This window comes from Nitrospirota bacterium (assembly GCA_040757335.1).
Classification (GTDB): Bacteria; Nitrospirota; Nitrospiria; order 2-01-FULL-66-17; family 2-01-FULL-66-17; genus JBFLXB01.
Window position 1 is genome coordinate 372,930 of sequence record JBFLXB010000001.1, and the last position, 19,481, is coordinate 392,410.

A 19,481-nucleotide genomic window follows, 5' to 3' on the forward strand; every position below is an offset into this window, starting at 1 on the left:
CGATGTGGCGCGACCTGTACCGCCTCGGTCCAAGTCGCCGGGTGAATCCCGGGCCGGATTTCGCGATGCGGGTCGCACTGAGGGAGGAGGGAACCTACCAGGAATATAACAAGCGGATGGCCTCGCATGGTGCCCTTCCCAGGAGAGGGGAGAATACGGCCAAGAGATGAATATGGTTGCACGCGACGACGTAATTGAGCACACACAGCCGAAACCGCTTCGTGGCCTCAAACAGCCACTGCCGCCAGCGCCGGCGGTCACGCGCGAATTTCAGGAGAAACGCACGTTGATGACACCGGTGCATGATATGCCAGATGTGATGGGGAAGAAAATAGCGATGGGCGCGCGGCATGACGCGTCCTCCTGAAGCGTGGTTTGGGCCCTCAAACGAGCGTGCTAAGTCCTCCAGCGGCCTCATTTTGACCAAAGGCTGATGACTTTTCAACACATTGCACAGGTCCGACCCCGGACCAAGGGCCCACGAAGTACCACGCGACTGTACAGCGACCCGTCGGCGTACCAAGTGGCTATTCCGGTATTCATCTCCCGGACGGCAGGAAGGTGTCTGACACCTTTTCAATCCCTTAGGCTCGGACCAAGCTAAGTGTCAATCAAAAAGTACTCTGACCCCGATTACTCTCGTTAGCCTGCCGTTTGGCTGTTCGCCACGTATCTGGTGTGAACCCAAAGGTGTCCACAGGTATCCTCCGACATCTAACAGCTGTGGTAATGGGGCCAAGCTGCTGCGAATTTCCATCCCCTCGTAAGGGGCCTACCGGAGCTGAGAGCACCTACCCATAAGGTTTCATGCCCGACCAAGCATGATTGTGGAGTCCGCGCCACTGGCGTGGCTTAATGCCGAAGAGTTGAACTGTCCCGTAAGCCTCTTGAACCGTGTAGTCGGCGACCCAGATCTCGAAGAAACCAGTTCCAGACATCTCATCAATGATCTCTTCGTCCAGATGAGGCGCAACGTCCTCGATTGGGACATCCATCAGTTGAAGTACAAGCATGATGTTATCAGGAAGGTGCCATCTGCCGCCCGATCGTTTCGCCTCTTTTCGATAGACAACTTCTTGCAGCCGAATCGCGGCGTCAACCGGATCGGCATAATCCGAGCGATTCAGGATTCGCCCCCACATTCGGGACTCGGGATCTTCCATCACCTTGGTAAGCTCAATTCCGACTTCAATTCCGTCAGATCGCAGACACACGATGTCTGGTCGTTCGCTGCGGCTGATCTGTCTCAGCCTCAGTCCGGTGATACGTCTGTACTCGTCCGGGAACGGCTCGAACTCCATTTCCTCCACGAGCTTCTTTCCTAGTTCTTGGTCAGACATATCGTTGACGGCCAGTCGCGGGGCACTTACCGCGTATCCGACACCGCCCGCTTCTTCTTGCTGTCCTTCAGCGCCGCCTGCGCGGCGGCGAGCCGCGCGATGGGGACGCGGTACGGGGAGCAGCTCACGTAGTCGAAGCCAATGCGGTGGCAGAACTCCACGGACGAGGGCTCGCCGCCGTGTTCGCCGCAGATGCCGACCTTCAACTTGGGCCGCACTGAGCGGCCTTTTTCTGCGCCCATGCGCATGAGGGCGCCCACGCCGTCCTGGTCGATGGCCACGAAGGGGTCGCGGGGTAGGATGCCTTGTTCGACGTAGAAGGGCAGGAATTTTCCGGCGTCGTCGCGGGAGAGGCCGAAGGTGGTTTGGGTGAGGTCGTTGGTGCCGAAGGAGAAGAACTCGGCTTCTTTGGCGATTTCATCGGCCACCAGCGCGGCGCGCGGCAGTTCGATCATGGTGCCGATGGTGTAGGCGACTTTTTTGCCGTAGCGTTTCATGGTCTCTTCGGCGACGCGGATCAATAATTCCTTCATGCGCGCCAATTCCTTTACGTGCGCGACCAACGGGATCATGACTTCAGGAATCACTTTAACTTTCTGCTTGGCCAGTTCGCAGGCCGCCTCGAAGATCGCCCGCACCTGCATCTCGTAGATTTCGGGGTAGGTCATGCCCAGGCGGCAGCCGCGCCACCCCAGCATCGGGTTGAATTCGTGCAGACTCTTGTTCTTGGCGCGCAGCGCTTCGACCGACACGCCCATGTCGGTCGCCAGTTCGGTCAATTCTTCTTCGGTCTGGGGCAGGAACTCGTGCAACGGCGGATCCAGCAGGCGGATCGTGACCGGCAGGCCCGCCATTTCTTTGAAGATGCCCAGGAAATCGCTCTTCTGCATGGGCAGCAGTTTGTCCAGGCCGCTTTGCCGCCCTTCCACCTCCTCCGCAAGGATCATTTCTCGCACCGCGCGGATGCGGTCGCCTTCGAAGAACATGTGTTCAGTGCGGCAGAGCCCGATGCCCTCGGCGCCGAAGCCGCGTGCGACTTTGGCGTCTTGCGGGGTGTCGGCGTTGGCGCGCACGCGCAGGCGGCGGACCTGATCCACCCAGCCCATTAAGACGCTGAAGTCTTTCCCGAGTTTCGGTTGGATCAAAGGCGCTTCACCCAGGATCACGTCGCCGGTGGATCCGTTCAGCGTGATCCAGTCTCCGCGGTGCACCACGTGGCTGTTGACCGAAAACGCGTCCCCGGCTTCGTTGATCTGCACCGCGCTGCACCCGACCACGCAGCACTTGCCCATGCCGCGCGCCACCACCGCGGCGTGCGAGGTCATGCCGCCCCGCGCGGTCAGGATTCCCTGCGCCGCGTTCATGCCACCGATGTCCTCGGGCGAGGTTTCGGTGCGCACCAGGATGACCTTTTCGTCTTTGGCCGCCATCCGCTCCGCGTCCTCGGCGGTGAACACGACTTTGCCGACCGCGGCCCCCGGCGACGCGGGCAGCCCCCGGGACACGACGGTAACCTTGGCGTTCGGGTCGATGGTGGGGTGCAGGAGTTGGTCGAGCTGTTCGGGGTCTACCCGTAGGATCGCGGTCTCGCGGTCGATCAGTCGCTCCTTGGTCATCTCGGTAGCGATGCGGATCGCCGCGGCCGCAGTGCGTTTGCCCACGCGCGTCTGCAGCATGTAGAGCTTGCCTTCCTGGATCGTGAACTCCAGATCCAGCATGTCGCGGTAGTGGTGTTCGAGGGTCTTGTAGACCCGGAGCAATTCGCGATACGCGCCCGGGATGGTGTCTTTGAGCGATGCGATCGGCATGGGCGTGCGGATGCCGGCCACCACGTCTTCACCCTGCGCGTTGAGCAGGCATTCGCCGAAAAACTTGCGTTCGCCGGTGGAGGGGTCGCGCGTGAACGCCACGCCGGTCCCGCTGGTCTCCCCCATGTTCCCGAACACCATCGCCACCACGTTCACCGCGGTGCCCCAGGACTCGGGGATGTTGTTGAGTTTGCGATAGGTGACGGCGCGCGCGCCGTACCAGGAGTCGAACACCGCCTTGATCGCGAGCGTGAGCTGCTCCATCGGATCTTCGGGGAACGGCTTACCGGTCTCCGCCTTCACCAAGCGCTGGTAGTCGGTCACGAGCGTCTTGAGCGCGTGTTCGTCCAGATCGGTGTCGTGCCGCACGCGGCGTTCGTCCTTGGCGTCTTCCAGCAACCGCTCGAACTTCTCCCGTTTCACGCCCAGCACGATCGCCCCGAACATGGTGATGAACCGCCGGTACGCGTCGTATCCGAACCGCGCATTCCCCGTTTTCTTGATCAGTCCGTGCAGGGTGCGCTCGTTCAATCCCAGGTTCAGCACCGTGTCCATCATGCCGGGCATGGAGGCTTTGGCGCCGGAGCGAACCGAGACCAGCAGCGGGTGTTGGGGATCGCCGAATCCGAGCCGCATCGAGTGCTCGACCTTCTTCATGCCCGCCAGGGTCTGCTCCCACATCCCCTTGGGGAACGCTTTCTTAGAGTTGAAGTACTCGATGCAGGCTTCGGTCGTAATCGTGAAACCGGGCGGCACCGGGATCTTGAGGTTGGTCATCTCCGCCAGGCCCGCGCCCTTGCCGCCGAGCAGGTCTTTCATCCCGGCCTTGCCGTCCGCGCGACCGTCCCCGAAGTTGTACACCCATTTACGGGCCGTTCGTGCCATCACCGTTCTCCCTAAAGAGTCGGAAGGTACGCCCCCTCCCTCACCCTCCCCCCTTGCGGGGGAGGGATGGGTGGGGGGATTCCGTCGCTACGGCGCGAAAGTCCGCGAACCGCGCGAGCAGGTCGTTCACGTTCTTGAGCAATCCCAACCGCGTGGACCGCACTTGCGGGTCCTCCGCCATTACCATCACGTCCTGAAAAAATTGGTCGATCGTGGGTTTCAGCGATTCGAACGCTTCCAGCACCGCTTCGTCGCGGCCTTTGGCTTCGTACGACTCCACGGCCTGCGCGACCTTCATGGTCTCGTCGTACAGCGTGCGCTCGGCGTCGTGCCCGAACTTGGCGGGATCGACCACGGGCGACACGTCTGCGGGAAGGATGTTCATCACCCGCTTGCACGCGGTCATGAGCGAATCGAACGCCGGCCGTTGCGAGAACTCGCTCAACGCCCGCAACCGACGGAACGCCAGCCGCGGATCATCCGCCGCAGCCGGCACCGCGAGGACCGCGTTGATCAGATCGCTGCGGAAGCCTTCGGCTTTGGCTTGGGATTCGACGCGCTGGCAGAAGAATTCATGGATCGGGCCCTGATCGGTTCCCGGCTGCGCGGCGAGCGCGATCAGCGCCGACAACGTGACGGCCGGTCGCTCGCGAAGGATCTGCACGATGCCCAGCGCCTGGCGACGCAGCGCGTAGGGATCCTGCGATCCGGTGGGCACGAGGCCCGCGCCGAAACAGCGGGTGATCGTGTCGACTTTGTCGGCCGCGGCGATGAGCTGGCCCAATGGAGACGAGGGCACCGCGTCTCCGGCGAATCGCGGCCGGTAGTGCTCCCCGATCGCTTGCGCCACGACGTCCGATTCGTGCTGGCGCCGCGCGTATTCTCGACCCATGATGCCCTGCAGCTCGGGGAATTCACGCACCATCCCGGTGGTCAGGTCCGCCTTGCACAGGCGGCCGGCCCGCTCGGCCGCCGCCCGCTCCACCCCGAAGGCCGCGGCCAGCGAGCCCGCCAGCGCGACGATTCGCTCGACCTTCTCGTACACCGTGCCGAGCCGCTCTTGGAACACCACGCCCTTGAGCCGATCCACCCGATCGCCCAGCCGCTCTTTCTGATCCTGCTCGAAGTAGAAATTGGCGTCGTCCAGGCGCGCGCGAACCACGCGCTCGTACCCCGCCCGGATCGCGGCCATGGCCCGGCCCGCGGGCTTGACGTTGCTGACCGCGACGAAGCCCGGCAACATCGCGCCTTGCTCATCGACCAGGGAGAAATACCCTTGGTGCTCCTTCATCACGGTGACGATGACCTCGCGGGGCAGCGCGAGGTACCGGCGGTCGAACGCGCCCGCCACGGCGTAGGGCCACTCGGTCAGGAACGCGGCCTGCTCCAGCAGGTCGTCATCCTCCACCACCCGCCCGCCGGCCCCCCGAGCCGCGTCCGCGAGTTGGGCCGCAATCACCCGCCGCCGCTGGTCGTGGTCCACGATCACGCCCTTGCGCTGCAGCGCCTGGCTGAACGCCGGCCACCGCGCCGGCGCGCGAAACGGCTTCGCGGTCACCAGCCGATGCCCGCGGGTCATGACGCCCGAGACCACGTCCCCGTGGCGGAAGGAAACGGGCTTCCCGTCGAACCACGCCACCAGCCACCGGATGGGCCGCGCAAACCGCGCGCCGCTCGGCTCCCAGCGCATGGCGCGGGGAAACGTGAGGTCCTTCACCAGACCGGGGAGCAGTTCACGCAACAACACGCTCGCGGGACGGCGGGTTTCAGACCTTACCACGGCGGCATAGCGACCTTTCTCCGTGGTGACCACGGTCAGCTCCGCGACCGCCACGCCCTGCGATTTGGCAAACCCCTCGGCGGCCTTGGTCGGCGCGCCGTCCGCCGCGAACGCGGCCGCAGCCGGCGGTCCGATGACCCGGGTCGTGGCTTCGGCCTGGCGAGTGGCCACGCCCTCGCCGACCAGGACCAGACGCCGGGGCGTGCCGTACACGTGGACGGACGCGGCCAGCAAACGCGCGCCTTCCAGCGCTTCGCGAGCCCGCGTCTCCAACTGGGCCATGGCGTGGCGAATTACCGGGGCTGGCAGTTCTTCGGTGCCGATTTCGAAGAGGAGGTCGGCGGTTGCGGGTTCCCGTGAGGCCACTGTCGCTCTATGAGCCTGTCCATGAGCGGCCATCTGCGGCGTTGCCGCTGCGCGTCCGGTGCTCACGTACGCACTCAGTACGCTCCGCTCCGGTGCTCGCGGCGCCTTGCATCTGGCGCGCTCCTGAACAGGCTCTTCTCTCGAAGGGTTGATGCACGGCCTAGCGCGTAGCCCTTGCTCTTGTCCGACGACCTGTTGCAGATCGGTGCAGCAAGGGAAATCCCTTTTCCTCGCGTTGCTTGAGCCAGCCTTCCGCACACTGCCGAGCGAGGGAACGGACGCGACCGATGTATGTGGCGCGTTCGGTCACGCTGACGGCGCCGCGCGCGTCGAGGACGTTGAACAAGTGCGAGGTCTTCATGCATTGATCGTAGGCCGGCAGCACCAAGCCGTCGTCGAGCAGCCGCTTGGCTTCGCGCTCGTGCAGGTCGAACAGGGTCAGCAGGGTTTCGACGTGCGCGCGGTCGAAGTTGTATCGCGAGAACTGGACCTCGGTTTCGTGGTGCACGTCCTGGTAAAAGATGCGGTCGGACCATTGCAGGTCGAACACGCTGTCCACCTGCTGCAGGTACATGGCGATACGCTCCAGGCCGTACGTGATCTCGACCGAGATGGGGTTCAATTCGATGCCGCCGATCTCTTGAAAATAGGTGAATTGCGTGATCTCCATCCCGTCCAGCCGGACTTCCCACCCGAGGCCCCACGCGCCCAGCGACGGCGACTCCCAGTCGTCCTGCACGAATCGGATGTCGTGGTCCGACACCTTGAGCCCCAGCGCCGCCAGGCTGTCCAGATACTGCGCTTGAATGTCCTCGGGCGACGGTTTGATGATGACCTGGAACTGATAATAGTGTTGCAACCGGTTGGGGTTCTCTCCGTACCGACCGTCCGTCGGCCGTCGCGACGGCTGCACGTACGCCGCGGCCCAGGGTTCCGGACCGAGCGCGCGCAGGAACGTGGCGGGATGGAACGTGCCCGCGCCCACCTCGGTGTCGTAGGGCTGGACGATGAGGCATCCGCGTGCGCCCCAGTACTGCTGCAAGCTCAGGATAATGTCTTGGAAACTCAACGCCTTCACGAGAAATTCGCCGCGATTCCGGGGGGAAAGGAGAACCAACCGTAGCAAAGCGACGGGTCAATGTCAAGAATTGGCCGCCCCATCTGCAGGTGTCGCTCCCGCCACGATCTGCTACACTTGAGCCGCCATCCGAGAGGAGAGGAGTCGCGATGCTCGATTCGATGCGATGCAAGAAGTGTGGCCTCACACAGCGCACGGCCCCGACCTGCAAGTCGTGCGGCGCCGCGGGCGTGCAGACCGCGAACATCCCGTCTTCGCGTCCGACGCGCCCCGCGCCCCCGCCGCCGCAGCGGTCCGAGACCGTACACGCGCCGACCGCGCCGCGGGTCGCCGAGCCGCACGACCTGGACACGGGTTCCGGCGACTCCCGTCGTCTGACGTTCTTCGGCAGCGGCGGCACGCTGTTCGGCATCCACGTTGTCAACGTGTTTCGGACGTTGATCACGCTGGGCGTGTACCACTTCTGGGGCAAGGTGCGCGTGCGCGCGTTCCTCTTGAGCCAGAGCGAATTCGAGGGGGACCGATTCGCGTACCACGGCACCGGCAAAGAATTGTTGATCGGATTCCTGAAAGGCGGTCTGGTGTTCGGGACCATCATGGCGCTCTTCAACTCCGTGCCCTTTCTGCCCGGCGGCGTTCCGGTCCAAGCCGGCGTGATGATCGGCGCCTACGCACTCCTGTTGATGTTGATTCCGATCGCGATGGTCGGCGCGCGCCGGTACCGCCTGAGCCGCATCTCCTGGCGGAATATCCGGTTCTCGTTCCAGGGACGCGCCAAAGCGTTCATTCCGATTTTTGCGGGCGGCCTGTTGCTCACCGGTTTGACGCTGGGGTTCTACTATCCGTTTTGGGCCACCGCGCGACAGGCCTTCATGGTGTCGCACTCCCACTTCGGCAATCAGGCGTTCGGGTTTGACGGCCGAGGCCGCGCGCTGTTTCTCCCCTTCCTCCTGGCGCTGCTCCTGACGATTCCCACCCTGGGCCTGAGCTGGGTGTGGTTTGCGGCTCGCCGCCAACGGTATTGGTGGGATCACACCTCCTTTGGCGCGGCGCGGTTCCGCTCAACGGTCACCGGCTGGCGGCTGCTCCGCCTTCACGCCGGGAACCTGCTGTTGCTCGTCCTCACCCTGGGATTGGGATGGGCGTGGGTGACGGTGTGGCGCGCGCGGTTCGAATTCGACAACCTCGCCCTCGACGGAGCGTTGGACCTGGCCGCGATCCACCAGGACGCGCGGGACGCGAGTGCAACCGGAGAAGGCCTCGACCTGCTGCTCGACATGGACACCGGGCTCGCCACCGGCTAGGAGCCCGTCCAGGGAAGGCCATCTGCTGCGTTGCCGCTGCGCTTCCGGTCCTCACGTCTTGGTAGGGGCGTATTGCAATACGCCCCTACGGCCGGTTCTCGCGGCGCCTTGCGACCCACCTTCAGGAATCGAAACGTCGGAAGTCCCCGAAGGGGGCATCTGGCCTTCCCTGAACGGGCTCCTGACCCGTATGACTCGGAACCTTTTTAAGAGCTATGGGGTGGTCGGCGGCGCGCGATTCGGCGAGTAAGGGCTGTTGATGCCGCGCGAGTGGAGCGCCTGGTACTTGGACGGCCGCGCCGCTTCCCGGCAACGCGCCACCGTCCGGCTGCTGCCCAACGGCCTCTACATCGCGACGGAACAGGGTCTGACCCTGGCCTGGCCCTACGACGCGATTCGCGTCACGCAAGGCCTGTATCGCGGCGAACAGGTGAGACTGGAACGCGGCGGCCCGATCGCCGAAGTCCTGTTCATCGAAGACGCCGCGTTCCTCTCGGGTCTTCGCGAGCTGGCGCCCCGTCTCGCGTCCGGCATCCATGATCCCGCCCGTCGCACGCACCGAATCGTTTGGACCGCGCTCGCCGCGGCGGCGGCCATCGGTATGGTGGTGGCGGTCTTTCGCTGGGGCCTTCCGTCGTTTGCCGCGCTGGTCGCCCGATGGGTGCCGGTCTCATGGGAAGTCCGACTCGGCGACGCGGTGGTCAAACACTTGGTGCCCGCGGAACAGCGGTGCGACGATCCGGTCCTGCAGCAGCGCTTGGACGACGTGTTGGCCGCGCTGACGGCGGGCGCAGCCTCGCCGTACGACTTCAAGCTGCTCGTCGCGGACGACGACGCGTTGAACGCGTTCGCGGCGCCGGGAGGAACCATCGTCATTCTCACGGGGTTGCTCAAGCGGACCACCAGGCCCGAAGAATTGGCCGGCGTGATCGCACACGAGATTCAACACATCGTCCAACGTCACTCAACGCGCGCGATTCTGCACCACGCGTCGGCCGGGGTGCTGGTCGCGGCGTTGACCGGAGACGTGAGCGGGGTGGCGGCGTTCGGGCTGGATGCCGCGCGCAATCTCGGATTGTTACGGTACAGCCGTGGAAACGAGGACGAGGCGGATGAGGCGGGAATGCGGATGATGGTGGCCGCGGGGATCGATCCGTCCGGAATGATCGCGTTCTACGAGGTGCTGGCGCGCGAGGGCCCGGCTCTCCCCCGCTCGATGCAATACCTTTCCACCCATCCCGCCACCGCGGACCGAGTGGAGCGGATTCGGCACTTGGCCGATGGCGCCGGTCCGCCTCGCGTTTCCTTTGGATCCCCGGACGAGTGGGCCGCGCTCACCCAGCGGTGTCGCGCAGAGTCCCAGTCCGGTTCACCGTGACGGCTCGCGCCGATCAGGCCTTCTCCAGGCGCTGCCGAACCAGTCGTTGGGCCGCGTTTCTCACTGCTTCCGGCACCCCGCGATCCTTGCCGAGAAATCCGAGGTCGCGGGTCTTGAGCAACGGGAGCTGGCTCAACGCAATCCCGACCGGGGTCTTGGGGTTGCCCGCGAGCCCGAGCTTGATGGTGTAGTTCGCCATCCACTCCTTCTTGCGGGCGATGGCTCGCAGCACGTCCTCCGACACGTTGCGCGACTTGGCCACGCCTTCGATCTCCTGTTCGGTGATCTTGGGCGAATTGAGCACGGCCATGACCACCAGCTTGCTGGAGTCCTTGAGCAACAAGGCGCGGCCCTCCTTGTCGGTCCTGAACGCAAATTTGACCTTTTCAGCCACGTTCATGCGCTGCACTTGCTGAAACACGGTCAATTCACGCTCGGGCTCGCTTTCCGTCGCGGCGGGCTCGGCGGCCTGGGCCATTTGACCCGGCTCCGGCTGCTGAGATGGTTCGGCCGGTTCAAGCGGTTTGGCAGGGTCAGCGCTCACGAGTTCCTCCGTTTCGGACGATCAGCTCCCCACCGGGGAACCAGATCGTGCGTAACTCCAAGATGATCGAGCACCCGCCCGACCACGAAAGCCACCAGGTCCTCGATCGCCTTGGGGTGATGATAAAACGCGGGCATGGCCGCCACCACGTGCGCGCCCGCGCGGGACAAGGTTAGCAGATTTTCCAGGTGGATGGCTGAGAGCGGGGTCTCGCGGGGCACCACGATCAGCGGCCGGCGCTCCTTGAGTGTCACGTCTGCGGCGCGTTCGATCAACGACGCCGACAGCCCGTGCGCCACGGCCGCGGCGGTCTTCATCGAACAGGGCGCGATGATCATGCCGTCGTTCAAGTGCGACCCGCTCGCGATCGGCGAGTAATAATTGGTTGATTCCCACCACGTCACCCGCCCGTTGAATCGTCGGTCCAACGCCTTCTGCACCGCGGAAGCCTTCCCCGACCAATCCACGCCGGTTTCTTCCTTGAGCACGGTCACGCCGTCGGGCGACACGACCAACGCCACGTCATGCCCCGCCTCGGCCAAGCGCTCCACCAGCGTGAGGCCATAAATGGCCCCGCTCGCCCCCGTCATCGCCACTGTGTAAGATGCCATTGTCTCAGCTCGTTCTGTTAGTTTGCGATCTGGCGGTCCATGTCCCGATGCCGAATAGTGGGCTTCACGCCCCGCTGCTGGAAGAACTGCGCCAACCGCTCGACCACCGCGACCGAACGATGCCGCCCGCCCGTACAGCCGATGCCGATGGTGAGATACGAGCGCCCCTCGGTTTCGAACAGCGGGAGCAGAAATTCGATCAGGTCCTCCAGTCGCGACAGGAAGTCCGCGGTTTCGGGCTGGTCCATCACGTAGGCTGCCACCGGCGGGTCCTGGCCCGACAACGGGCGCAGCGTTTCCACGAAATTGGGGTTCTTCAGAAAGCGCACGTCGAACACCAAGTCCGCTTCGTGCGGAAGGCCGAACTTGTAACCGAACGAACACAAGGTCACGGCCAAGCCTTGGCGCCGCTCCAGGTATCGCTCCGCAATGAACGCTTTGAGTTGGTGAACGGTGTAGTCCGAGGTGTCGATGATGAGGTCGGCGCGGCTGCGGAGCTCCTGCAGTTCGTCACGCTCCTGTGCGATGCCCTCGATCACCGGGCGGGCGCGGGCCAACGGATGCGGCCGTCTGGTTTCGGAGAACCGGCGAATCAACACGTCGTCCCGCGCCTCCAGAAACACGATTTCGACGCGGAACCCCGACCGCTTGAGCCGCTCGATGGTGGCGAAGCTTTGCGCGAGGAACTCCCGGCCGCGAATGTCGATTCCCAGCGCAATGCGATGATTGTTGGGTTCGCTCTGGGTGTACAGGTGGATGAACGTGGGGATCAGGGGCGGAGGAAGATTGTCCACGCAGAAAAACCCCACGTCCTCGAAACAGTGTAAGACGTGGCTTTTCCCCGCGCCAGAGAGGCCGCTGACAATGACGATCTGCAGGGAGGGAGCTGCGCCGGCGGAGGGGCGGGCTGCTGTTCCGGCGCCGGGGTCGGTTACCGCGCGGGGTCGATCCATGCCACGGATCCGTCGGCCTTCCGATACACGACGTTCACCTCGTCCGTTCCGGTCCGGCGAAACACGAGGAGCGTCGCGTGGCCGTTGCCCAGCGCGGTCGCCGCCTGTTCGGGCGTCATCGCATCGAGCGTCGGGCGCTCAACCGCCAGCGGAACCGCCGTCGTTGCCGTCTCGAGGGCCTCGCCGTTCAGGGGTGGGGGCGAGAGGCGTTGGCGGCGACCGTGCTGACGATCTTTGTACTTCTTGATCTGTCGTTCGATCTTGGCGACGGCTTGGTCGATCGACGCGTACATTTCCGACGTTTCATCCTTGGCTTGGATCAGGACCCCGTCCATGTTCAATGTCACCTCCGCCTGATGGCGGTACTTTTCCACGGTCAGGACCACCGACGCCTCGGTCGGGCGACCCGAGTACCGCGCGAGATGGTCCAAGCGCTCTTCAACGTGCGCCCGAAGGGCCGGAGTGATCTCGACGTGCCGCCCCGTGACCGTGGTTTTCATCGTGTGAGCCGCCTCCTGGTGCTTCAGAACGCGCGCTTGCGTTTGTTCGCCGGCGGAATGCGCAACCACCCTCGGTATTTGGCGACGGTTCGGCGCGCGATGGCGATCTGCTCCGTCGACAACCGCTCGACGAGCTCGTGGTCGGTCAAGGGATGTCGAGGGTCTTCGCCCGCTACCAATAACCTGATCCGCTCGCGCACCGTCACGGACGACAAGTCTTCCCCGGCGCCGTTGACGCGACTGATCCCGCTGTTGAAGAAAAACTTGAGCTCAAAGATGCCTTGCGGCGTATACATGTACTTGTTGGTCGTGACCCGGCTGATGGTGGACTCGTGCATGCCGATGTCTTCGGCGACCTGTTTGAGGATCAAGGGCTTGAGATAGTTGATGCCCTTCTCCACAAAATCGTATTGGAACCTGACGATGCTGTCGGCCACCCGCACGATCGTGCGGTTCCGCTGCTCGATGCTCCGAATCAACCACAACGCGGACCGCAGCTTGTCTTCCAAATACGTCTTGGTGGGATCCACCCCGGCGGTCTTGGCCTTGAGGAGGCGCCGGTAGTATTGGTTGATCCTCAGCCGCGGCAGGCCGTCGTCGTTCAGCAGCACGGCGTATTTCCCCTCGATCTTCACCACGAACACGTCCGGGATGATGTAGACGTTGTCCGTGGCTCCGAAGGGCCGTCCGGGTTTGGGTTCGAGATGTTCGATGACCTTGGCCGCCTGGAACACCTCTTCCGCCGGAACGTTCAGGGCCTTGGCGATCGTCGCGTACCGCTTCTTCTCGAGATCCGGCAGGTGCTGGGTGATGATTGACTCCACCAGGGACCCCTGCAGTCCGAGTTGGCGGATCTGGATCATCAGACACTCGCGGAGGTCGCGCGCTCCCACGCCCACCGGGTCGAACCCTTGGATGAACCCCAGGACTTGTTCGACCTTGGCCCGAGGACATTCCGCGATGCGGGCCAGCTCGTCGAGATCGAGACGAAGGTATCCGTCGTCGTCGAGGTTGCCGATGATGACCTCGCCCACCTTCCGGTCATCTTCGGCGACATTGGACAAGCGCAGTTGCCACAACAGGTGTTCTTCCAGCGAAACGGGTTTGGTGAGGGTCTGTTCGTACGAAGGGAGCTCTTCGGACGACGCCTTCGCGTATTCCGATTCGCCCGACCGCCCGAAATCGTCTTGATCGAAGTAGTTGTCCCAGTTGAACTCCAGTTTGTCGAGCGATCCCTCGGCCGCCTCCCCGGGTTCGATCGATTCCGCCTCGGCGTCCGTTGTCGCCTTCGGCGCCGGAACCTCGTCGCCGGTGGCCCCCTCGTCCTCCGAGGTTTCGGGGGAAACCTCTTCTTCCAGGACCGGGTTCTCCATGAGCTCACCGCTGATGGTTTGACTCAACTCCAGGCGCGAGAGCTGCAGCAAACGGATCGCCTGCTGCAACTGCGGGGTCATGATCAGCTTTTGCTGGAGCCGTAGCTCCAGGCGCGGCTTCATGGAGTGGTCTCCTGCGATGCCGGTTGCCCCTGCCACGCAAAATGTTCGCCCAGATAGAGCGTTTTCACGATCGGGCTGTTGGCGATGGCCATCGGCGTGCCCTCTTGCAAAATCTCACCTTGGTTAATGATATAGGCTCGCTGGGTAATGGCCAGCGTCTCCTGCACGTTGTGATCGGTGATGAGCACGCCGATGCCGCGGGCGCGCAAATGGGCCACCACCTTTTGCACGTCGATCACCGCCAACGGATCGATCCCGGCGAAGGGTTCGTCCAACAGGATGAACTGGGGCGAGAGCACCAACGCGCGGGCGATCTCCAGCCGCCGCCGTTCGCCGCCGGAGAGCGTGTACGCCATTTGGCCAGCCAGGTGGGCCACGCCCAGTTCCTCCAGCAGTTGCCAGAGCCGTGCTTGTCGCTCTTCTTTCGAGAGCGGAAGGGTCTCCAGAATGGCCATCACGTTGTCGGCCACGCTGAGTTTGCGGAACACCGAGGCTTCCTGGGGCAGGTAGCTGATGCCCAGGCGCGCTCGACCGTGCATCGGCAACGACGTGATCGCGCGACCGTTGAGGAAGATCTCCCCCCGGTCGGGAGCCAGCAGCCCCACGATCATGTTGAAGACCGTGGTTTTTCCCGCGCCGTTGGGGCCCAGCAGCCCGACCACCTCGCCGGGCTTGATGTTCACCGTCACGCCCTTGACCACCCGGCGTCGGCGGAACGTCTTTTCCACGCCGACCGCCGCGAGCGCGCCGCCGGTTGTTGAATCCGACATGCCGTTGTTCGGCTTACCCGCCATCGGCTTGCGGCGTCGGTGGCGTGGCGGCGTCGCCCTGCGCCTCGGGATAAATGACCACGCGGCTCTCTTCCACGATGCTGCGCTGCTCTTTGAGCAGGATCGTGATCTTGGCCCCCTGGATCCTGACGCCTTCCTCCCAGGTCTCCGGATTTCCGGTCAGCACCACCGTCTCGTCGGCCCGCCGGTACACGGCGTGATCCGCGGTCGCGGTCTTCTTGCCTTGCACGACCTTGACCCGACCCTCCGCCTCGATCCGTTCGATGTTCTCCTCGGCCAAGAGATTCGGTCCCGCTCCTCCCGCAAACGGCGGCATGCTCTTCCCGGCATCGGCCGACCGCACGAGAATCACCTCGACGCGATCGGCGCTGAGATCCATATCGCCGTTGCTGATGGTCACGTCCTGATCGAATACCACCCGTTGTTCGAGATTCTTGACCGTCATGCTGCGGGAGGTGATGGACATGGGTTTGGGCGGCTGCTCCGGCGCGACCGCGGGTTCGCTCGCCGCAGCCCACGCGAGCCACGACAGCGCAACCGCCACCCCGCCCAACGCGGTCCACACGCTACGACACATCGGCTCGTACACCGTTGAGAATCGTCAGTTCCTGCGTTGCGGGCCGGATACGCACCCCGACGCCCTGGATGGCCAGACGCGGACCGTTCAACAACACCGCGTCGTCCGACACCAACTCGCCCCGCGACTGCACCCAATCCAGCCGGTCGGTTCGGAGCACGTACCCGCTGGGCAGCCGGACCACCGCGCCGCCGCGCTCGCCCGTGATGCGGAGATCGCGGCTGACGGTATCGAACAGCGCGGTCTCCCCTTCGAATTCCACGGTCGACCCGTCGTCCATCCGCACGGTGCCGCGCACGGTGTCGAGCAATGCATGATGGTCGCGTTCAAACAACCGGGCCCGAACGGCCGAAACTTCCCACTCCTGCTCGCCGTCGCGGAGCGTGGACAACCGGAAACCCGTGAGGATGTGATCTCCCTCCACTCTGGACGGCGGAGCGGTTCTGGCTTTCCCCTGAATGCGCAATTCCGTTGCCAAGATGAAGCCCAGCACGGCCAGCGCCCCGACGATTCCCACCCAGAGCGGGAGGGTTCTCCATGCCATCCACCGAACAGCCATCCGTCTCGTCATTCCGGGCGCGCGGACCACACTATATCACAAATACCGGTGTCGGACCGTGGCCGGGACCGTTCCTGTGGCCGCACGCGCCCGCGCAGAGCGGCTCGACGCCTCGCTCACGACGATGCCGCGCTTCTCAGATACGCGATCAACTCTTCGCACCCCGCCCCGGTCCGACCCGACACGATCCACGGCGCCCGGTCGTCGCGGAAGGGATCCGCAGCCCGATCGGCCTGGGTCCAGACCGGAATGACCCTCGCGGCTCGCGCCGCGCCATGGGCCGCCAACAGCCGCGCGACCTGGGACGCCCGCCGCGCGGCCTCGGGGTGGGACGCGTCGATCACGTGAAGCACGAGATCCGCCTCGCGCCATTCCGTCTGCGCCTCGGCGGGGACGCTCCACGATCCTCGCTCCGGATTCCACACAAGGCCCGGGGTATCAGTCACCAGCACCGAACGACTCCCCGGCGCGCCGCGCAGCCGCCTGGTGATCACGACCGGCTGGCCTGGATCCGGGCAGGCCGGCCAGGAGGCGGCTGCGGGCCGGGGGGCGCGGGTCAGCGCGCCGAACAACATGGATTTCCCCGCACGTGCGCACCCGACCAGCACCACGGTACGCGTGCCGCGAACCCGCCGGGCTCGTCGGTGCAACGTCCGGGTCCGCGAGATGGCCTGAGCCGTCACGCCGGACGGCGCCCACACCGAACGATCCACCACCGGGCGATCCAACAGGCCTTCGAGCTTGGTCCGCTGCGCGCGCGTGGGTGTCCCGTCCAGCACCACCGCCTCGACCCCGCCCAGGTCGCACAAGGCCCGAAGTTGCAGCGCCTTGCCCCGTCCGAGATACGTGGCCGCAGCAGGAGCCCGACGGCGTTGCCACACCCGATACACCACTACGCGCCCCGCCGCGGTCAACGCCTCTTCAAGCCCGTCGAACGCCGCGTCGATCGCCCACGGGTGCTCATCGGGCCGACGGAGGCGCACCAGAGCCACGCGATGAGCGCAAAACAGCAGGTCCGTGAACAGTCGAGTGGGCATCACCCCCAAGTTGCCGGCAGGTCTCCCGTCCTTCCGCTCGGCCAAAGGCCGGAGCCATCCTACCTGCGCGGCCCGGCGCGGTCAATGCATTCGGCTTGCAGAGCCGTCCGGTGCCTTGACACGCCGGAAGGGGATGGGCTATGTTAGGCTGTCTTGAGGACGGCCGCCGGCTGTCCTCCGCCCGGACCGCCCCGCCAAGCGGGTCAGGCCCTGGCTCCTCGACAATCGCGTGTCCGAGCCGGAAGGAGTTCGATGATTCGTATAATCGGTTTGAGGCAGTGGGCGGCGTTCGCGGTGTTCGCGATCAGCCTCGGTCTTCCGTCCGCGGCAGGCGCGCAGGATGCCGCGCCCGCGGCCGCGGAACACGTCTTCGCGGCCAAGTTCGACGAGGTCTGGTCCGCGGCGCAGACGTTCTTGAAGACCCGTCCGCTGCCGATCCCCATCGGTAGCGCGGAAAAGGATCCCGAGGCGGCCAAAGACGCTCCCAAGGGTGTGATCGCCACACTGCCCCATCGCTATTTCAAGATCTCCTCCGCCACCTTTCCCCCGCGCCAGCAGGACTACCGGGACACCTACACCGTAACCGTGACCGGCCTGCCCAAGGGTCCGCCACCCCCCAACCCGCCGGTTCCCGGCGTGGCTCCGCTTCCTCCCGACAAGCCGGTAGACCTGACCAAGGTCAGAGTCGAGCGAAAGTTCGAGAGGTTCGACAAGAAGGCCAAGGGCTGGGTGGACGGCGATCCGTCGAAAGAACACGCGGGAGTCAGTGCGGCGGATTTGTTTCAGGGTATTCAGTATCAGTTGACGCCGCCGCCTCCGCCTCCCGCCGAAGAGTAACCCGTAGAGCCCGCTGAGAAGTGGCCATCTGCGGCGTTGCTTCGCCATCCGCAGGGAGGGAGATTTCCAGTTGCTCCTCCGGAGCAATGCGGATTGTCGCTGCGCGTCCGCTCCTCACGTCTTGGTAGGGGCGTATTGCAATACGCCCCTACGGCTGCGGTGCTCGCTCCGCCTTGCGACCCACCTTCAAAAATCGCAATCTCGGAAGTCCCGAAGGGGGCATCTGATCCGCTTCTGAGCGGGCTCGCTTGTCCGTAACCGGGACAAGCGTTTAAGGTTCCTGTCGGTTGGCGTCTCGGCAATTGGTTGAGACGTAGGCGCTGGCGTGGTCGACTTTGGTCGGTTCGACGGGATGTTCGACGGCGAGGCGGAGGTAGTGGCGGTACGCGGCGCAGGCCTCGCGCGTGCGACCGATCTTTTCCGACGCCCATCCGGTCATGAAGACGGGTGTATACATCAAGGGCTTTCCCGAGATGGCGTAGTCATCGGCCACCTGGGCGGCGCGTGCAAACGCCGCGATCGCGTCTTCGAACCGGGCCTCCGACATCGCGATCATCCCCTCTCGATTCAGGGCATAGGCGCGGTCTTCGTCGCTCGGGTCTGCCGCCGACGCCACCGCGGCCCACGCCAGTGCCGCCGCGATGACGACTCCCCGACCGAGTCGTCCGGTCACGCGAACACGACCGTGCGGTTGCCCCACACCAGCACGCGATCCTCTAGGTGCCATCGAACAGCCCGCGACAACACGGCTTTCTCGATGTCTTTCCCCTTCCGGATCAAATCAGCCACTCCGTCGCGATGACTGACGCGGACGATGTCCTGCTCGATAATCGGGCCTTCGTCGAGTCCTTCGGTCACGTAGTGCGCAGTGGCGCCGATGATCTTGACCCCGCGTTTGGCCGCCTGCTCGTAGGGACGCCCACCGACGAACGCCGGCAGGAAGCTGTGGTGGATGTTGATGATGCGTGACGGGTACGCCGAGACAAAGGTCGGGGTGAGAATCTGCATGTATCTGGCGAGGATGATGAGGTCCGCCTGGCCGTCAAGACACGCGAGGATCTCCCGTTCCTGTTCGTGTTTGGTGTCGGGGGTGACGGGAAAGACCGCGAACGGCAACCCAAACGGTTCAACGATCGAGGCAAGGTCGGGGTGGTTGCTCACCACCGCGGTGATGGTCATGGGAAGCTCGCCGGTCTTCCAGCGCCAGAGCAGATCCACCATGCAGTGCTCGAGGCGTGAGACGAAAATCGCGACCCGCTTCTGCTCCTCGGCGAATCTGACGATGATCTGCATGCCGAACTCGTGCGTGAGCCGGTCCACCGTGGCGGCCAGCGCGGCGCGGTCGGCCGGATCCGGCAGCGTGAATTCCACCCGCATGAAGAACAACCCGCCCGCGGGATCGGTCGTGTGCTGATCCGACTGCGTGATGTTGCCGCCCAGCTTGAAGATCGCCTGCGCGATCGCGGCCACGATTCCGGGCCGATCAGGGCAAGACACCAGCAGGCGGGCAACGGCCATCCTCATCTCTCCTCGGAATACGAGAAACGCTCGGTCATTATAAGAGACCCGTCACGTCCCGCCAAGTAGGCGTTGCGCCCCCTCTTCCGACCCGTTACAATGTGCATCGCGCCGCAGGC

18 protein-coding genes and 1 pseudogene are annotated in these 19,481 nt (G+C 64.5%); 3 read left to right on the plus strand and 16 right to left on the minus strand.

What is annotated here, in order from left to right:
* Positions 1 to 160 precede the first annotated feature (160 nt).
* From AB1451_01790 to AB1451_01810, 5 genes and pseudogenes are all read right to left on the minus strand, one after another.
* Positions 161 to 352 (minus strand): annotated as a pseudogene (locus AB1451_01790) (transposase).
* A 439-nt stretch (positions 353 to 791) separates the two neighbouring features.
* Positions 792 to 1,340, minus strand: a complete 549-nt coding sequence (locus AB1451_01795; protein MEW6681641.1) for a hypothetical protein — start codon at positions 1,338 to 1,340, stop codon at positions 792 to 794.
* A 26-nt stretch (positions 1,341 to 1,366) separates the two neighbouring features.
* Complete coding sequence (gene ppdK, locus AB1451_01800; protein ID MEW6681642.1) at positions 1,367 to 4,033, minus strand: pyruvate, phosphate dikinase; 2,667 nt, start codon at positions 4,031 to 4,033, stop codon at positions 1,367 to 1,369.
* A gap of 40 nt (positions 4,034 to 4,073) precedes the next feature.
* On the minus strand, positions 4,074 to 6,179 hold the full coding sequence (gene glyS, locus AB1451_01805; GenBank protein MEW6681643.1) for a glycine--tRNA ligase subunit beta: 2,106 nt from the start codon (positions 6,177 to 6,179) through the stop codon (positions 4,074 to 4,076).
* Positions 6,180 to 6,339: 160 nt separating this feature from the next.
* Positions 6,340 to 7,248 (minus strand): glycine--tRNA ligase subunit alpha, encoded by a 909-nt coding sequence (locus AB1451_01810; protein ID MEW6681644.1) that lies wholly within the window; start codon positions 7,246 to 7,248, stop codon positions 6,340 to 6,342.
* Positions 7,249 to 7,406: 158 nt separating this feature from the next.
* On the opposite strand from AB1451_01810, the gene AB1451_01815 reads away from it, so the two are divergent.
* Both AB1451_01815 and AB1451_01820 read left to right on the plus strand, forming a co-directional pair.
* The gene (locus AB1451_01815) at positions 7,407 to 8,561 is read left to right on the plus strand and encodes a DUF898 family protein (protein ID MEW6681645.1); all 1,155 of its coding nucleotides are present in this window, start codon (positions 7,407 to 7,409) and stop codon (positions 8,559 to 8,561) included.
* A gap of 259 nt (positions 8,562 to 8,820) precedes the next feature.
* Positions 8,821 to 9,939, plus strand: coding sequence for a M48 family metallopeptidase (locus tag AB1451_01820; GenBank protein MEW6681646.1), 1,119 nt, complete (start codon positions 8,821 to 8,823; stop codon positions 9,937 to 9,939).
* 13 nt (positions 9,940 to 9,952) lie between these two features.
* On the opposite strand, the gene AB1451_01825 is transcribed toward AB1451_01820, so the two are convergent.
* From AB1451_01825 to AB1451_01865, 9 genes are all read right to left on the minus strand, one after another.
* Positions 9,953 to 10,483, minus strand: coding sequence for a hypothetical protein (locus tag AB1451_01825; GenBank protein ID MEW6681647.1), 531 nt, complete (start codon positions 10,481 to 10,483; stop codon positions 9,953 to 9,955).
* A complete protein-coding gene (locus AB1451_01830) occupies positions 10,480 to 11,094 on the minus strand; it encodes a flavin prenyltransferase UbiX (protein MEW6681648.1) in 615 nt (204 codons plus the stop codon). The genes AB1451_01825 and AB1451_01830 overlap by 4 nt, the downstream gene beginning before the upstream one ends.
* Positions 11,095 to 11,111: 17 nt before the next feature.
* Positions 11,112 to 11,972: an RNase adapter RapZ gene (gene rapZ, locus AB1451_01835; GenBank protein ID MEW6681649.1), complete on the minus strand. Its 861-nt coding sequence runs from the start codon at positions 11,970 to 11,972 to the stop codon at positions 11,112 to 11,114.
* 53 nt (positions 11,973 to 12,025) lie between these two features.
* Positions 12,026 to 12,547, minus strand: coding sequence for a ribosome-associated translation inhibitor RaiA (gene raiA, locus AB1451_01840; GenBank protein MEW6681650.1), 522 nt, complete (start codon positions 12,545 to 12,547; stop codon positions 12,026 to 12,028).
* Between the two features lie 23 nt (positions 12,548 to 12,570).
* Positions 12,571 to 14,043, minus strand: coding sequence for an RNA polymerase factor sigma-54 (gene rpoN, locus AB1451_01845; GenBank protein ID MEW6681651.1), 1,473 nt, complete (start codon positions 14,041 to 14,043; stop codon positions 12,571 to 12,573).
* Entirely contained in the window at positions 14,040 to 14,813 is a 774-nt protein-coding gene (gene lptB / locus AB1451_01850) for an LPS export ABC transporter ATP-binding protein (protein MEW6681652.1), read from the minus strand. The genes rpoN and lptB overlap by 4 nt, the downstream gene beginning before the upstream one ends.
* Before the next feature lie 13 nt (positions 14,814 to 14,826).
* Positions 14,827 to 15,411: an LptA/OstA family protein gene (locus tag AB1451_01855; GenBank protein MEW6681653.1), complete on the minus strand. Its 585-nt coding sequence runs from the start codon at positions 15,409 to 15,411 to the stop codon at positions 14,827 to 14,829.
* A complete protein-coding gene (gene lptC, locus AB1451_01860) occupies positions 15,401 to 15,955 on the minus strand; it encodes an LPS export ABC transporter periplasmic protein LptC (GenBank protein ID MEW6681654.1) in 555 nt (184 codons plus the stop codon). The genes AB1451_01855 and lptC overlap by 11 nt, the downstream gene beginning before the upstream one ends.
* 131 nt (positions 15,956 to 16,086) lie before the next feature.
* Entirely contained in the window at positions 16,087 to 17,007 is a 921-nt protein-coding gene (locus AB1451_01865) for a GTPase (GenBank protein ID MEW6681655.1), read from the minus strand.
* Between the two features lie 252 nt (positions 17,008 to 17,259).
* Between AB1451_01865 and AB1451_01870 the strand changes: the two genes are divergently transcribed.
* Positions 17,260 to 17,844: a hypothetical protein gene (locus tag AB1451_01870; GenBank protein MEW6681656.1), complete on the plus strand. Its 585-nt coding sequence runs from the start codon at positions 17,260 to 17,262 to the stop codon at positions 17,842 to 17,844.
* 271 nt (positions 17,845 to 18,115) lie between these two features.
* On the opposite strand, the gene AB1451_01875 is transcribed toward AB1451_01870, so the two are convergent.
* Positions 18,116 to 18,517 carry a hypothetical protein gene (locus AB1451_01875; GenBank protein MEW6681657.1) on the minus strand — a complete coding sequence of 134 codons (402 nt, stop codon included), beginning with the start codon at positions 18,515 to 18,517 and terminating at the stop codon, positions 18,116 to 18,118.
* Positions 18,514 to 19,362, minus strand: coding sequence for a formyltetrahydrofolate deformylase (purU, locus tag AB1451_01880; GenBank protein ID MEW6681658.1), 849 nt, complete (start codon positions 19,360 to 19,362; stop codon positions 18,514 to 18,516). Before purU ends, AB1451_01875 begins: the two co-directional genes overlap by 4 nt.
* Positions 19,363 to 19,481: the final 119 nt, after the last annotated feature.

Bases quoted from the DNA above. Each gene is read 5' to 3' on its own strand.
- AB1451_01795 (MEW6681641.1), bottom strand. From the start codon at position 1,340: ATGTCTGACCAAGAACTAGGAAAGAAGCTCGTGGAGGAAATGGAGTTC.
- ppdK (MEW6681642.1), bottom strand. From the start codon at position 4,033: ATGGCACGAACGGCCCGTAAATGGGTGTACAACTTCGGGGACGGTCGC.
- AB1451_01815 (MEW6681645.1), top strand. From the start codon at position 7,407: ATGCTCGATTCGATGCGATGCAAGAAGTGTGGCCTCACACAGCGCACG.
- AB1451_01820 (MEW6681646.1), top strand. From the start codon at position 8,821: ATGCCGCGCGAGTGGAGCGCCTGGTACTTGGACGGCCGCGCCGCTTCC.
- AB1451_01830 (MEW6681648.1), bottom strand. From the start codon at position 11,094: ATGGCATCTTACACAGTGGCGATGACGGGGGCGAGCGGGGCCATTTAT.
- raiA (MEW6681650.1), bottom strand. From the start codon at position 12,547: ATGAAAACCACGGTCACGGGGCGGCACGTCGAGATCACTCCGGCCCTT.
- rpoN (MEW6681651.1), bottom strand. From the start codon at position 14,043: ATGAAGCCGCGCCTGGAGCTACGGCTCCAGCAAAAGCTGATCATGACC.
- lptB (MEW6681652.1), bottom strand. From the start codon at position 14,813: ATGTCGGATTCAACAACCGGCGGCGCGCTCGCGGCGGTCGGCGTGGAA.
- AB1451_01855 (MEW6681653.1), bottom strand. From the start codon at position 15,411: ATGTGTCGTAGCGTGTGGACCGCGTTGGGCGGGGTGGCGGTTGCGCTG.
- lptC (MEW6681654.1), bottom strand. From the start codon at position 15,955: ATGGCATGGAGAACCCTCCCGCTCTGGGTGGGAATCGTCGGGGCGCTG.
- AB1451_01865 (MEW6681655.1), bottom strand. From the start codon at position 17,007: ATGCCCACTCGACTGTTCACGGACCTGCTGTTTTGCGCTCATCGCGTG.
- AB1451_01870 (MEW6681656.1), top strand. From the start codon at position 17,260: ATGATTCGTATAATCGGTTTGAGGCAGTGGGCGGCGTTCGCGGTGTTC.
- purU (MEW6681658.1), bottom strand. From the start codon at position 19,362: ATGGCCGTTGCCCGCCTGCTGGTGTCTTGCCCTGATCGGCCCGGAATC.